At 64.6% G+C, this 12,038-nt stretch carries 15 protein-coding genes and 2 tRNA genes; 8 read left to right on the top strand and 9 right to left on the bottom strand.

Annotated features, from left to right (window positions below; all coding sequences use genetic code 11):
* Positions 1 to 55: 55 nt before the first annotated feature.
* The 3 genes from DSM104635_RS18460 to DSM104635_RS18450 all read left to right on the top strand — a co-directional run bounded on the left by DSM104635_RS18460 (position 56) and on the right by DSM104635_RS18450 (position 1,263).
* Complete coding sequence (locus DSM104635_RS18460) at positions 56 to 310, top strand: hypothetical protein (RefSeq protein ID WP_158767631.1); 255 nt, start codon at positions 56 to 58, stop codon at positions 308 to 310.
* Between the two features lie 96 nt (positions 311 to 406).
* A complete protein-coding gene (locus tag DSM104635_RS18455; protein WP_158767630.1) occupies positions 407 to 673 on the top strand; it encodes a Usg family protein in 267 nt (88 codons plus the stop codon).
* A 65-nt stretch (positions 674 to 738) separates the two neighbouring features.
* A complete protein-coding gene (locus DSM104635_RS18450) occupies positions 739 to 1,263 on the top strand; it encodes a CC0125/CC1285 family lipoprotein (protein WP_158767629.1) in 525 nt (174 codons plus the stop codon).
* On the opposite strand, the gene DSM104635_RS18445 is transcribed toward DSM104635_RS18450, so the two are convergent.
* Positions 1,260 to 2,132: a TraB/GumN family protein gene (locus DSM104635_RS18445; RefSeq protein ID WP_158767628.1), complete on the bottom strand. Its 873-nt coding sequence runs from the start codon at positions 2,130 to 2,132 to the stop codon at positions 1,260 to 1,262. The two genes, DSM104635_RS18450 and DSM104635_RS18445, sit on opposite strands and share 4 nt — an antisense overlap.
* Positions 2,133 to 2,218: 86 nt before the next feature.
* Here DSM104635_RS18445 and DSM104635_RS18440 point away from each other — a divergent pair.
* The 5 genes from DSM104635_RS18440 to msrA all read left to right on the top strand — a co-directional run bounded on the left by DSM104635_RS18440 (position 2,219) and on the right by msrA (position 4,941).
* A tRNA-Arg gene (locus tag DSM104635_RS18440) sits at positions 2,219 to 2,295 on the top strand.
* Between the two features lie 58 nt (positions 2,296 to 2,353).
* Complete coding sequence (locus DSM104635_RS18435) at positions 2,354 to 2,902, top strand: hypothetical protein (protein WP_158767627.1); 549 nt, start codon at positions 2,354 to 2,356, stop codon at positions 2,900 to 2,902.
* Between the two features lie 51 nt (positions 2,903 to 2,953).
* Complete coding sequence (locus DSM104635_RS18430; protein ID WP_158767626.1) at positions 2,954 to 4,090, top strand: hypothetical protein; 1,137 nt, start codon at positions 2,954 to 2,956, stop codon at positions 4,088 to 4,090.
* Positions 4,091 to 4,206: 116 nt separating this feature from the next.
* Positions 4,207 to 4,282: transfer RNA gene (locus tag DSM104635_RS18425), tRNA-Thr, on the top strand.
* A 149-nt stretch (positions 4,283 to 4,431) separates the two neighbouring features.
* Entirely contained in the window at positions 4,432 to 4,941 is a 510-nt protein-coding gene (msrA, locus tag DSM104635_RS18420; RefSeq protein ID WP_158767625.1) for a peptide-methionine (S)-S-oxide reductase MsrA, read from the top strand.
* A gap of 65 nt (positions 4,942 to 5,006) precedes the next feature.
* Here the strand turns inward: msrA and DSM104635_RS18415 are convergent, their stop codons facing one another.
* The 8 genes from DSM104635_RS18415 to DSM104635_RS18380 form a co-directional block, all read right to left on the bottom strand.
* Entirely contained in the window at positions 5,007 to 5,480 is a 474-nt protein-coding gene (locus DSM104635_RS18415; RefSeq protein WP_228445758.1) for an anthrone oxygenase family protein, read from the bottom strand.
* Between the two features lie 9 nt (positions 5,481 to 5,489).
* The gene (locus tag DSM104635_RS18410; RefSeq protein ID WP_228445757.1) at positions 5,490 to 6,392 is read right to left on the bottom strand and encodes a TolB family protein; all 903 of its coding nucleotides are present in this window, start codon (positions 6,390 to 6,392) and stop codon (positions 5,490 to 5,492) included.
* A gap of 92 nt (positions 6,393 to 6,484) precedes the next feature.
* A complete protein-coding gene (locus tag DSM104635_RS18405) occupies positions 6,485 to 7,906 on the bottom strand; it encodes a heme biosynthesis protein HemY (protein WP_158767624.1) in 1,422 nt (473 codons plus the stop codon).
* 5 nt (positions 7,907 to 7,911) lie between these two features.
* Positions 7,912 to 8,910, bottom strand: coding sequence for a COG4223 family protein (locus tag DSM104635_RS18400; RefSeq protein WP_158767623.1), 999 nt, complete (start codon positions 8,908 to 8,910; stop codon positions 7,912 to 7,914).
* A 135-nt stretch (positions 8,911 to 9,045) separates the two neighbouring features.
* Positions 9,046 to 9,720, bottom strand: a complete 675-nt coding sequence (locus tag DSM104635_RS18395; protein WP_158767622.1) for a uroporphyrinogen-III synthase — start codon at positions 9,718 to 9,720, stop codon at positions 9,046 to 9,048.
* A complete protein-coding gene (gene hemC / locus DSM104635_RS18390) occupies positions 9,720 to 10,664 on the bottom strand; it encodes a hydroxymethylbilane synthase (protein ID WP_158767621.1) in 945 nt (314 codons plus the stop codon). The genes DSM104635_RS18395 and hemC overlap by 1 nt, the downstream gene beginning before the upstream one ends.
* 125 nt (positions 10,665 to 10,789) lie before the next feature.
* The gene (locus DSM104635_RS18385; RefSeq protein WP_158767620.1) at positions 10,790 to 10,939 is read right to left on the bottom strand and encodes a hypothetical protein; all 150 of its coding nucleotides are present in this window, start codon (positions 10,937 to 10,939) and stop codon (positions 10,790 to 10,792) included.
* A 423-nt stretch (positions 10,940 to 11,362) separates the two neighbouring features.
* The gene (locus DSM104635_RS18380; protein WP_158767619.1) at positions 11,363 to 11,995 is read right to left on the bottom strand and encodes a TetR/AcrR family transcriptional regulator; all 633 of its coding nucleotides are present in this window, start codon (positions 11,993 to 11,995) and stop codon (positions 11,363 to 11,365) included.
* Between the last annotated feature and the right edge of the window lie 43 nt (positions 11,996 to 12,038).

Genomic DNA, 12,038 nt, shown 5'->3' with positions numbered 1-12,038 from the left:
AACCATGCGCGCCGCGCGTGTTCGCGAGTGGCGCGATTTTCGCAGAAGTCGAGTCATGCGCTCGACATGTCCCACGGCCGCCGCGCTCCGCGCCGAAGCGAAGCTGTTGACCATGGCGGGCCTGATCCTGCTCGGGGTCGGCTTCCCGACGACGCTGATCCTCGCCGCGCAAGCGCTCTCGCCGGAGGGCATGTCGCCGGTTCTGCCCATCGCCATCGGCGCGCCGCCAATCATTCTTGGCTACCTGGCGTGCCACTTCGCGTCACAGCGTATGGTGAAGGCCAAGGCGCTCGAAGCCCCGCGTCGCTAACCGTTCGCGCATTCATCAAGCAGCCGGGACCCCGCAGTGCTAGCTGGGTGCGCGGTATTGACTTGGTAACCAACGCGCAAGCACGCTCGCAGCCGCATGGAGACAGACGAGCTCTCACTCCGCTTGAAAGGCTGGCGCTTAGCCACCGCCGAAGTGCTTTACTACATGCCTGACCACCCCTCGCTGCTGCAGAGCTTCATGTGGCAGACGCTCGACCTGGCGCCCCAATACCCGCGCATCCACCGTTTCCTGAATTTCTGGCGCAGTGAGATCGATGCCGTGATCCATTCCGTCCGCCTGGCCACCGGCGAGCATCTGGCGCCGGCCCGCATCCAGACGGCCGATGTGATCCTGCATCACTAGATTGACATTGGCGCAACCACGCCGGGTCCTACATAGTTAAAGCGAGGGATACCGGAGAACTCGCCATGAGAACCCTTTTGCTTGCGCTGGCCACGGGGCTGTTGGCGGCCTGCGCAACGGCGACCCCGTACCAGGCGGCCAATACCGACCGATACGGCTTCCAAGAACAGCGCATCGAGAACAACCGCGTCCGCATCACCTTCCGCGGCAACACGCTGACGGACCGTGAGACGGTCGAGACCTATCTGCTCTACCGCGCCGCCGAAGTGACGCTGGAAAGCGGCAACGACTATTTCATCGTCGCCAACCGCGCGACCGACGAGGACACCCGCGTGCGCCGCGACCCGTTCCCGTCTCGCTTCGCCTACGACTATTGGTACTTCTCGCCCCGGCGCGGCTGGAGCCCCTGGTACGATCCGTTCTGGGATGAGCCGGCGAGCTATCGCGAAGTGAACCGGTACGAAGCCGTGGCCGAGATCGCGATGTTTGACGGCGCCAAGCCCGCGAACGATCCGGACGCCTTCGATGCGCGAGAGGTGCAGGCCAACCTGCAAGGCCGTGTCGTTCGCCCGCCGGCGCCGGCAGGCTAGGGACCTTCGACCTCGACGCCGCGCGTGCGCAAAAGATCGACGACACTATCGTCGCCGATCAAATGCGCCGCGCCCACTGCGATGAAGATGCGGCCCGAACCCTGTAGGCGTCGCTCGATTTCGTCAGCCCAAGCGCGGTTGCGGCGTAGGATGACTGCCTCGTGCACCGCCGCGCCGCCTTCGGTCCATTCTTGCGACAGCGCGCGGTCGAGCGTGGCAACATCGCCGCGCGCCCACGCGCGATCCAGTACGCGCATCGTGTCCGCTTCTTCCTCGATCTGGCGCAACGTGATGGAGAGAAAGCGCGCTTCGTCCGCTGGCGCCAAATCCGCCAAAATTCGCACCTGCTCCTCCGGCGTTTCGAAAAACGAAAGCCACTTGCCTTCGGCGCGCGCGCGGCGCGCGAGTACGCCCTCAACGCCAAGTTCGGAGTGGTGCCCGGCGCGCTGGGCATAGCCGTAAGAAAGCTGCAGCGCCGCAAGCCATGGCCGCAATCCTTCAAGTGCGGCGGGATTTAGTCCCGACAACGCCGCCGCTCGTCCTAGTCTCGCGCGGTCGTCGGCATTCATCAGGTCGGAGAGGCGTTGTCCCTCCGGCAACGTCCCATACTGCGCCGCGAGTTGTGGAAAGGCGGCGCTGGCTTCCGCGCTGGTGTCGGTCTCGGTGACAAACTCTTCAGCGTTCGCGAACGCCGCCTGCCAGCGCGGTCCGTCCCACTTCACCTCTTCGGGCAGCAAATGCACCGAACCGAACAGCCAGATTTCGCTGTCCTCATCCGCGATCCGCCACATCGCCGGTTCGGCTGGCGGACTGCAGGCGGCGAGCGCCCACGCGGTCGCGGCGAGCAGGGCGGCAAGGAGGGCGCGCATCGAGGTTTTCCCAGGCTCGCCTTTGTGGCCGACCTCGGTTAGAGGTGTCGCCCGCCGCGCGCCCGGTCAAGCTGGGTTCCGGACCAGCACCCGTAGCTCAGCTGGATAGAGCGCTGCCCTCCGAAGGCAGAGGTCACAGGTTCGAATCCTGTCGGGTGCGCCAGACTTGTGGCAACGTGGGGACAATGCAGCCGGTCGTTTATCGCAGAAGGCGAAATGCGATGTCCCGCAGCGAGCGGGAATGGCGCGTCGAAGAAGACGCGCTGGTGACGCGCGGCAATTCCATCCGCGAGCGGCGCTACCTCTGGAAAGACATGGCTTCGATCCGCCTCTGCGCCGAACCCGCGCGAGACCGGCCCTGGCGCTACGTCTTGGAGCTGCAGCCCAAGCACAAGCGCAAGATCGTCATCGACAACGCCCACTATATCAGCGCCGGCAGCTACCAGGATCGCTCTTCGGCCTACACGCCTTTCGTCCGGGCCGCCGCCGAGCGTTTCGCTGCCGCCAAGCCTGGCGCTCAAGCGCTGATTGGTGAAACGCCGAAGCGCTACTTCTTCCTGCTGCTGCTGGCGCTCTTCGCGCTCGGTGGTTTGGCGTTCGTGCTGGCGACCGTGCGTACGCCGCTCGATCAGTACGCCTTCGCGCCCTTGCTCAAGGTCGCCGTCATACTCGCCATGCTGCCGGTGTTCTGGCGCTGGGTGATCAAGAGCATGCCGCGTGGCGTGCCGATCGACGCGATTCCCGAACGCGCTCTGCCGCCCACCGGTTAATCGATCCTTTAGGCCGCTCGTGCGAGGAAGGTACTCCGAGGGGACTTTCCTGTGGCTAAAGACGGCAGACGCGATCTTTCGCTGATCCGAGCGAGTGGCTCGACGGCGCGCGTGCTCAATCTCGCGCTAACGTTCGAGCGTTTTGGCCAAACCGAGGAATATCAAACAAAACCGTTGTTCCGAAATCCGCGCCTGAATCGCGCGCTGATCCTGAAACACGTGGTCCGTCCACACGAACGCGATCTCTTCACGCGCCCCACGATGACCGCCACCAAAGTGATCCTGCCGTATGCCGCCACCGAGCTTGAACTCGGCGGCATCAGTTTCATGATCAATGAAATCCGCTTTGAGAAACTGCTACGCGATGCCGTGGGCGGCTACGAAGACGAAGCCATGTTCATCGCCGACGCCGAATTGCTGCGCGTCATGGCGGCGCTGCCGTCTTTCGATCCCTTCCTGATGCGCGAGCGCTTGCGCCATCTCGGCGTCGATCCCGCCCGGGCCTATTTCGACATCGCTGAAGCGGATGTCGCGCGCATGCGCGCTTTTGTCGGCCGCGAAATCGCGCAGCTCGTGAACCTTGCCTTCGCCACTGGCGGCGTCGACTCTGGCGGGCTTTCACAACGCCTCGCTGACAAGTTGATGACGGACGAGACAGCCAAGACGCTCGATCCGCTGCGCCAAACGCTGCGCCTCTCTGGCGAGGAATACATCGAAGGCGTCTTCGCCTGGAAAGGCTTCCTCTACTACAAATGGCTGATGGACGAGATCCGTCCGGGCCTCGCGCACTTCAAGCCGCGCTTCGCGGCGCTCCGGATCTCCGGCGCCACCAGTGACGAGCGTCAGGATCTGGCCAACACGCGCAAGGACATCCTCCAGAAGATGGCCCTGGCGCTTCAGAACGTGGACAACACGCTGCTCGAATACGCCACCGCATTCGCGGCGTTGGCCGACGGGCAGCCGCAGGCGTTCCGAAACTTCCTCCTGAAGGCGCCGTCGCTCTTTATCCCGATTGGGGAGGCGGTCGGCGTGATCCGCCACATCGATTCATTCTGGCGCTTCCGTTTCCCGGATTCGTCGACGCCGATGATGGACGCCGACGAAGCCATCGAGGTTCTCCACGATTTCGAGAGCACCATCGCCGGGGTCGATTTCGTGAAACCTGACGGCGCCAGCAAAGCGGCCTGATAGCGGCCATCCGCCACCCAACTTGACCAGTCCTGGCCTTGCCCTGGCTCGCCCCAGCGCGTAGGAAACCGCCCTCCCGCTCCGGCCTCGGCCGGAGGCCCAAGTTCGGGTTCGGGGCCGCCTTAGCTCAGCTGGTAGAGCGGCGCATTCGTAATGCGTAGGTCAGGTGTTCGAGTCACCTAGGCGGCACCACAACTCCCAAGCACGACCGCGGAAACAGGCGCTATCCGAGCGTCGCTACCCGTGTATCTAGCCGACCGGTACGATCGTATCACCCTCGCGCGGCTGGCGCGGGGCAGGGCGCAGCCACATATTGGCGTCAAGGTATCAAGGAGCGAGCGATGTCTACTGAACGCGCTGTTTTGGCTGGCGGATGCTTTTGGGGCGTCCAGGACCTGGTCCGCAAGCTGCCGGGCGTGATCAGCAGCAGCGTCGGCTATTCAGGTGGCGACGTCCCGAACGCGACCTATCGCAATCATGGCACGCACGCCGAAGCCGTGGAGATCCTCTTCGATCCCGAGAAAATCTCGTATCGCGATCTGCTGGAATTCTTCTTCCAGATTCACGATCCAACCACGCGCAATCGTCAAGGCAACGATGTCGGGACCAGCTATCGCTCGGCGATTTTCTATACGACCGACGAGCAAAAGCGCGTTGCTGAGGACACCATCGCCGACGTCGATGCGTCAGGCATCTGGCCGGGCAAAGTCGTAACGACGGTCGAGCCCGTCGGCCCGTACTGGGAAGCCGAGCCGGAGCACCAGGATTATCTGGAACGCATTCCCGATGGCTACACCTGCCACTGGGTCCGGCCGAACTGGAAGCTCCCGCGCCGCAGCGCTGTGGCTTAAGCGGCGCCGATCCACAACCGCGTATCCGCGCCGCAAATACGCGCCGCAATTAACTGCAATCACCGTTACGTTGCCGCGATCAGCGCGCAGATGAAGAGTGCGCTTGAGACGATCGGCGCGATCGTTCGCACGTGATTCCACAGCGTCCAGTCTTTCAGATACCGCGCCCACGCTTCGTCGGATGGAGTGCGCGCCAGCTCGTTGTTCAGCGGCACGTTGAACGCCATCGTCACGACGAACATGCCCAGCACGTAGATGACGCCGCCGGCGGCCATCGCCAGCGCGCCTGGGTCGCCCCAGCGCATCACGCCGATCACGGTCAGCGCCAGCGCCGCCAACGTTGTCCCGAAAAACACCGGCATGAAGAGGGAGCGCAGGATCACCACGTTGATCGCGTTCATCGCCGCGATTCCAGCCGGCCGATCGATCTGGCCCAGCGCTGTCATGATGAAAGTCGAGAACGCGAAGAAGAGCCCGCCAATGACCGCGCAGCCAATGGCGCAAAACCAGAGCAGGGCGGTGACAAACGTGTCCATCATGGCCCCGATCTAGCGCCCGCCGCCCTCAAGGCGATAGCGCACAACAAAAAGATCCATGTCGCCGGTCCCGCCGCGGCGGCCCGAGAACGTGATCTGCTGCCGATCCGACCAATCCAGCATCGGCCCATAAGTATCGGCCTGAGCATCGTTCACGCCCAGCGGCAGCGTCTCGCCCGCGCCGTAGGCGCCGGCGGTCAAAGCCGCGAACACCAGATCGATCCGATCCGCGGCCAAGTCCGGCGCGCGCGAGAAGATGATCGTCGTCCCGTCCGCCAGATATGTAGAGTCGAATTCATCCGCCGCCGTGTTCACGCCGCCAGGCACGGGCGCCGCTGCCGCGAAGCCATCGCCGGCTCGAGCCGCCACGAACAAATCCATCCTGCCAGCGCCGCCCGGTCGATTGCTTGAGAACAACAGCCGCGCGCCGTCAGGGGAGAGCATAGGCGCCCATTCGTTGCTGGCGCTGTTTACACCGGCGCCCAGATGCTCCACCGCGCCAAACCCATCGGCCGTCACCGCGACGCGATAGAGATCGTCGCCGCCCAAGCCACCCGGCCGATCCGAGCAGAAATATACATACCGTCCGTCCGCGCTGAACGCCGGATCGAAGTCACGCCCCGCAGTATTGAATGAAACCGGCGCCGCTTCGCCCCACGCATCGCCTGTGCGCCGCGACATCCAAATATCGTAGCCGCCCGCGCCGCCTGGCCGATTGCGGCTGAACCACAACGCCGTACGTCCGTCCGGACTGATCGTGAGCCGGATTTCCGCAAAGTCTGTCGAGACCACACCAGGGGCGAACAGCTCCGCCTCGCCCACAACGCTGAACGCTGGCGCACCGGGCTGCGTCGCGCAACCACACGCCAGCGCCGCCAGCACGCCGCACAAGCCTAGCCGCGTCCAATCCGCCACGAATGCCTCCGCGCGTGCAGGTAGCCGATTTACTTCGCGTACGCTGCGTGGCGTCGATGAGCTGCGTGCGCTCGTCGATCAGCCGGCGCGTCCTAGCGCACTTCCTCGACTTCAACGTCGTCCGGCGCCGGCTGCGCCGTGAGGTCCGGCTTCGGCGGCGTCAGCGCGGCTGTCGGCAGCGCCAGCACCGGGCCAAGCGCATCGTTCTGCCCGCGCTCCATGCGCGGGTGCACGAGTTGGCCGCCGTCGCCGAACACATAGACCATCCGCGCCCAGTCGCTGTCGTCGTAGAGGAACGCCGGGCCTTCCGGATCGAGATCCGACCAGTCGGCTTCACGCGGCGCCGCGGCCGCTTGCGCCAGCCAGGTCCGCGCCGCGTTGTCATCGCCGCGCCCGCGCGCGACTTGCGCGAACAGGATGCAAATCCGTGAAGAGGGATTTTCGCGATAGGCGTCTTCGAGCGCCGCTTGCGCGGCGCCCCAATCGCCGCGCTCCATGGCGAGCTCCGCGAGCACGATCTTCGACTCGCGATGATCGCGCCGCTTCTCGGCGAACGTTCGCAAGCGCTCAGCCCGCGCTTCGCGCGTCTCGCCAGGCACGAGATCGCGGTAAGCATGCGCCAATGCCGGGTGCGGACCATTCTCCCAGGCTTCTTCCAAAATCGCCGCCGCGCGCTCTGGCTTGGCTTCGCCAACCAGCAATCGCGCCGCCATTGCACCAGCAGGTGCGAAGGCCGGCGCCATGCGGAACGCCTTCTGCGCCATCTCGGCCGCTTTATCGGCGCGCCGCTCGCGCTCGAGCTTCGCCGCTTGCGCCGTCATCAGCACAGCGCGGCGACGTTTGGCGATGCGGTCTTCAACGATCTTGCGCTTGTCGCCCGCATCGAGCGTCTCGATCGCGTTTTCCCAATCGGCCTGCTGCACAGCCAGATCGAACGCGTACTGGAACGGCCACACCGCCGTCTTCGACGCTTTCAGCGCCGCTTCCGCGTGCGTCCGCGCCGCGGTGCGGTCGCCGCGTTTCAGCGCTGCCGCCATCAATCCCTTGCGGCCGAGCACTTCGGTATCTTCATTCTGCAGCATGCCGGCATAAGCGCGCTCCGCGCCCGCCGTATCGCCCGAGACTTCCGCCGACCGCGCTTGCAGCAGCAACGCTAAGCGCGGTTCGTCGATCAGATCTTCCGCTTTGTCCGCTTGCCGGCGCGCTTCTTCAAACTCGCCGGCTTCAGCCGCGATCAGGCCCAGCGCCAACGCTTCTTGCCCACGACGCACCCGCGCGCGCTGGCTGACTTTGCCAAGCCGCCCCGGCGCATCCATCAAGAACATGACCAGCCGCAGGATCGGCAGCGCCACCGCGATGATCAGCACGAGCAACAGCAAGCCGAACAGCGCGCTGGTCGTGATCTCGGTGCCGAACCAGTTGATCTCGACCGAGCCCTGGTCGGTGCTGATCACTTGCCACGACGCAAGTGCAGCCACGACGGCGACGATGAGCAGAAGGGCTACGCGCAACATGAGTGTTAGCTCCGCGACAATTCTTGTCGGATGGCCGCGAGCCGCGTGTCGATTTCGAGACGGCGCTGGGCGTCATTGATCCACGCCTGCGCGACGCGCTTCGGCGCGGCGGGCAAGCGGTTGAGTTCAGCGATGGCCTGATCGAGCCGTCCCGCCTGCAAGCGTTGATCGGCGCGCTCGACAATGCCTTCAGGCGTGTCGCCCGAGCCTGCACGGCGCACGACGATCCATTGCGCCAGCGCCGCTTGGATGCGGCCCCAGAACCCGGCGCCTGCTTGGCTTTGCCGCGCGGCGCGAATGATCTCGTTGTCGAGCCGGGCGAAGCTGTCGCGCAGTTCGATCGTCGTCGGCGCGCCTTGGCGCGACAACGGCTCAAGCGCCGCCACATTCGGATCGTTCGGCAACAACGCCGCCAGCGCCGCATGCGCTTGCGGGAAGGGGCCGGATGAGCGCGACGCTTCCGCCGCCGCCACCACCGCATACGATGCACGCGCCGCAGTGGCCGCCGAACGCGCTTCTGCCGCCACCGCCGGCAAATCCTCTTGCAGTCGGCGCACTTCGGCAACGAGCGCCGTCACTTCCTGCGTCGAAGGCATCGCGCTCAAGCGCGTTTCCACGTCACGCAAACCTGATTGTATTGCAAACACGCGCGCTGCCGTGCCCGCATCACCGGCATCACCACTGGCCGCAACCGCCAACGGCGCATTGACCACCGCTTCAATCGCATCGAGCCTCGCATCGAGCGCAGCCGGGCCTTCAGGCGTGGCCGCTGCTTCAGCGCCTGCCCCTGAAATTGGGAAGCTCGCGTTCAGCGCGGACTCCACCGCCGGCACGCGCGGCGCAACCGCACCACCCGCCGCGCCGACGCCAGCTGCCGCGATCGCCAGCACCAAAGCCGTGCCACCGCCAATGCCGCCGCGACGTTCCTCGCGGTACGCCGGCTCATACTCAACGTCGATCGGCTCCGCGCGGCCGCGCTCGCCCTCATCGTCGTCTCTGCTCATAGCTTTTTCCCCAAGCCAGCTTCCGTGACTTTTCCCTGACATTTCCGCTGTTTCGAGCGAGAAACGAGTCGGGCCGAAGCGGAAACTTAGGCCCCGTCGCCGGGGCGCTCAAGCGGTTGCGCCAGCAGGGGAGTTTTACCCAGAGAACAAAGCGTCGAGCAGCGCCTCATCCCGTGGCGCCGGCGACACGATCAGCCGCTTCCACGGGGCCGCCGTCGCCGCATCTGCAATGGTCTGGCTAAAACAGGCTGCCGTGAGCTGTACAGCCCCCGGCGCGCCAAGCACCAGAAACGTTTCGGCTGCGCGCGCGCTATGAAATAGCACGGCATCCAACGGCGCGTTGAAGGCGGCGGGCAGGGCCGATACCGCGACAGACGCATACGCAAGCCGTCGCTCCACCGTGAAGCCGGCCGCGCGCAACGCACCGCCAAGATCGCCGGCGACGTGATCGCCTGCGATGTGAATGAGCTTTTCTTTAGCCGGATCGAGCGAGGTGTGCACCAGCGCGGCCAAAGACTCCACGTCGCCGTCGGCCGCTCGCACGTCAGTGAAGCCGGCTTCGCGCGCGGCCTCCGCTGTTACGTCACCGACCGCCAGCACAACGCGATTGCGCGCACCGCGCACATCGGGAAACGCGCGCACGCCATTGCTGCTGGTAAAGATGATCGCCTGTGCGCCCGCTGTATTGGTGTCGTACCCGCACGGCACAATTGTGAGCAGCGGTGCTAGCACCGCTTCGCCGCCACGCGCCCGCACACGTTCCGCCGTCCGGGCATTCTCCGGCGCCGCGCGCGTAATCGCGACGCGCATCACGCGTCCATCACGATAGCGTCGCCGGCCTCGTCACGAATTTCGCCGCCAAGCCGCGCACCAAGCGCTCTCGCCGTTGCAACGCGATCATCGCCCAACGCAACGGATTCCCTGCGCTGCCAACGCTTTTTTCCATCCGGCGTCAGCGTTTCGCCAATAAAGCTTATAGCGTCGCCACTGACGCGCGCCAGCGCCGAAATCGGTGTGCGACACGATCCATCAAGAGCGGCAAGAAATGCGCGCTCGGCCTCGATCTCAACGCGCGCATTCAAATCCTCGAAGCCTTCAAGCGCCTCACGCACACGCGCATCGTCTACGCGCGTCGTGATAGCCAGCGCGCCTTGGCAGGCCGCCGGCGGCGCTTCTTCTGGATCAACCAAGCTCGCCGCGCGTGACTCCAACCCAAGCCGCTTCAATCCAGCGAGCGCCAGGAACGTCGCGTCCACGTCGCCCGCTTCCAGCTTCGCCAGCCGCGTATCGACATTGCCGCGCAGCGTCGTGACTTTGAGATCCGGCCGCGCGAACAAAGTCTGCGCCTGCCGCCGCAAGCTCGCGGTGCCAACCACTGCGCCAGCCGGCAGATCTGCCAACGCCTTCGCGCGTAACGACACAAACGCGTCGCGCGGATCTTCGCGTTCCGGCACGCACGCGAGCACGATGTCGTCCGGCAGCGCTGTCGGCAGATCCTTGAGCGAGTGAATGGCGAGGTCGATGCGCCCGTCGCGCAGCGCTTCGTCCAGCTCCTTGGTGAAAAGCCCCTTGCCGCCGGCCTCGATCAGGCGCCGGTCCTGAATGCGGTCGCCGCTGGTGACGATCGGCACGATCTCCAGCACGCCGGGCTCCACCCCCAGCCGCGCCGCCAGCGCCGCCTGCACCAGCCTCGTCTGCGCCAGCGACAGCTTCGAGCCGCGCGCGCCGATCCGGAAGAGGGAGGCAGGAGCCATGGGAGCGTCTTAAAACACAAAAGCCCGCCTGTGAGGGCGGGCTCTTGAATTGAATCTGGATGATTCAGCGGAAGCCGGGTCGCTCCGGCGCTGGGCTTGGGGTCCCAGGCACCGGAGCGGGAGGCTTAGGCCACGATCCGTGCGGCCGTGAAAATCACAGGCGCCAGCGCGGTCGCGACCAGTGCAATCGCGACCACAACGGACAGGGCCCGGGTGATGGCAGGCAGGTCTTGCGCAGACATTGGAAACTCCGAAACAAAGAAGCGGTGCTGCATGTGCGAACACCGTGAGCCGGTAGATGCGCCTTCTCGGTCACGCGGTGTAGTCAGGAAAACACGGGGCCAGCTATGCAGAAATGGAGACGAAACGTTAATTACACCCCATTCACGCAGACAAAAGACAGGCGCGAGGCTTTCGCCTTCGCGCCTGCACAAGGTCCGGAACGCTCTGGGAGACGCGTTTCGGGGCAGAAGACTAGGCGATGACCGAGGCGGCGATCTGCAGCAGCGGCGAGGCGGCGGTTGCGACCAGGACGGCGGCTGCGAGGACGAACGCGGTCATGATGATGGAGGAAGGGCGGGTGGCGGTCATTGGGGTTGCTCCAGGGCTCAGAAGTTCGATGAGCTTGTTGTAGCACCGCCCCAAGCAATGATCAATGAATAAAATCATTTTCGTTCACCGGTGAACGAGATGTAATGTTAGCTCACGCTCTCCTTGGAGCGGGCCTTGGCTGGCGCCTCGGCACTGCGAGCATAGAGCCCGTTCAAAAGCAGATTCAGCACGCCTTCCAGCTCGCGTTCGAGCTTCGGCAAGGTGAGCTTGGAGAAGAGTTGCGGCACCGAGAACTTCATGGTGGCGGACTGCATCATCTCGGCGGTGAAGGTGTGGTCTCCCGCTGCAAACAAACCGGCCTTCTCACCGTCCTCCAGAACGGCGCCCAGAAACACGCGCTCCAGAGCCATTTGTTCATTCGAGAACATCGGCCGCTCACGTGTCAGCACTTCAGCTACCTCAAGGATTTTCGCGTTTTCCTCGAACATGCAGTAGGAATCGCGCATGCGTTTGAAGAAGATTTCGCGGATTCGCTTGTCGGCCGGCCAATCCTTCTTGCGTGCGATCGCGGCGAGTTCGGCGCGCTCCTCCTCGTAGTGGTTGCGCGCCATGGCTTCGGCGATGTCGATCTTGGCTTCGAAGAAGCGATAGATATTGCCCGGCGACATGTCGCAATCGGCGGCGATTTCGGCCATCGTGGTCTTGCCGTAGCCGTAGTGCTTGATGCGGTTCATGGCCGCGTGGAGAATGCGGTCCCGGGTAGCGTTTTTCTCATCCATCCCTACAGGATAGCGGGTTTTGCCTGAACGTTCAATGAAGGAT

The sequence above is a fragment of the Terricaulis silvestris genome, from assembly GCF_009792355.1.
GTDB lineage: Bacteria > Pseudomonadota > Alphaproteobacteria > Caulobacterales > Aquidulcibacteraceae > Vitreimonas > Vitreimonas silvestris.
The sequence above is the reverse complement of the archived record's forward strand: the minus strand, read 5'-3'. Positions and strand labels throughout refer to the sequence as shown.

What these genes read in the sequence shown, in the direction of transcription:
- DSM104635_RS18455 (WP_158767630.1), top strand. Translation starts at nt 407, where the DNA reads ATGGAGACAGACGAGCTCTCACTCCGCTTGAAAGGCTGGCGCTTAGCC.
- DSM104635_RS18400 (WP_158767623.1), bottom strand. Translation starts at nt 8,910, where the DNA reads ATGAGCAGAGACGACGATGAGGGCGAGCGCGGCCGCGCGGAGCCGATC.
- DSM104635_RS18385 (WP_158767620.1), bottom strand. Translation starts at nt 10,939, where the DNA reads ATGCAGCACCGCTTCTTTGTTTCGGAGTTTCCAATGTCTGCGCAAGAC.
- DSM104635_RS18450 (WP_158767629.1), top strand. Translation starts at nt 739, where the DNA reads ATGAGAACCCTTTTGCTTGCGCTGGCCACGGGGCTGTTGGCGGCCTGC.
- DSM104635_RS18460 (WP_158767631.1), top strand. Translation starts at nt 56, where the DNA reads ATGCGCTCGACATGTCCCACGGCCGCCGCGCTCCGCGCCGAAGCGAAG.
- DSM104635_RS18415 (WP_228445758.1), bottom strand. Translation starts at nt 5,480, where the DNA reads ATGATGGACACGTTTGTCACCGCCCTGCTCTGGTTTTGCGCCATTGGC.
- DSM104635_RS18395 (WP_158767622.1), bottom strand. Translation starts at nt 9,720, where the DNA reads ATGCGCGTCGCGATTACGCGCGCGGCGCCGGAGAATGCCCGGACGGCG.
- msrA (WP_158767625.1), top strand. Translation starts at nt 4,432, where the DNA reads ATGTCTACTGAACGCGCTGTTTTGGCTGGCGGATGCTTTTGGGGCGTC.
- DSM104635_RS18405 (WP_158767624.1), bottom strand. Translation starts at nt 7,906, where the DNA reads ATGTTGCGCGTAGCCCTTCTGCTCATCGTCGCCGTCGTGGCTGCACTT.
- DSM104635_RS18445 (WP_158767628.1), bottom strand. Translation starts at nt 2,132, where the DNA reads ATGCGCGCCCTCCTTGCCGCCCTGCTCGCCGCGACCGCGTGGGCGCTC.
- DSM104635_RS18380 (WP_158767619.1), bottom strand. Translation starts at nt 11,995, where the DNA reads ATGGATGAGAAAAACGCTACCCGGGACCGCATTCTCCACGCGGCCATG.
- hemC (WP_158767621.1), bottom strand. Translation starts at nt 10,664, where the DNA reads ATGGCTCCTGCCTCCCTCTTCCGGATCGGCGCGCGCGGCTCGAAGCTG.
- DSM104635_RS18435 (WP_158767627.1), top strand. Translation starts at nt 2,354, where the DNA reads ATGTCCCGCAGCGAGCGGGAATGGCGCGTCGAAGAAGACGCGCTGGTG.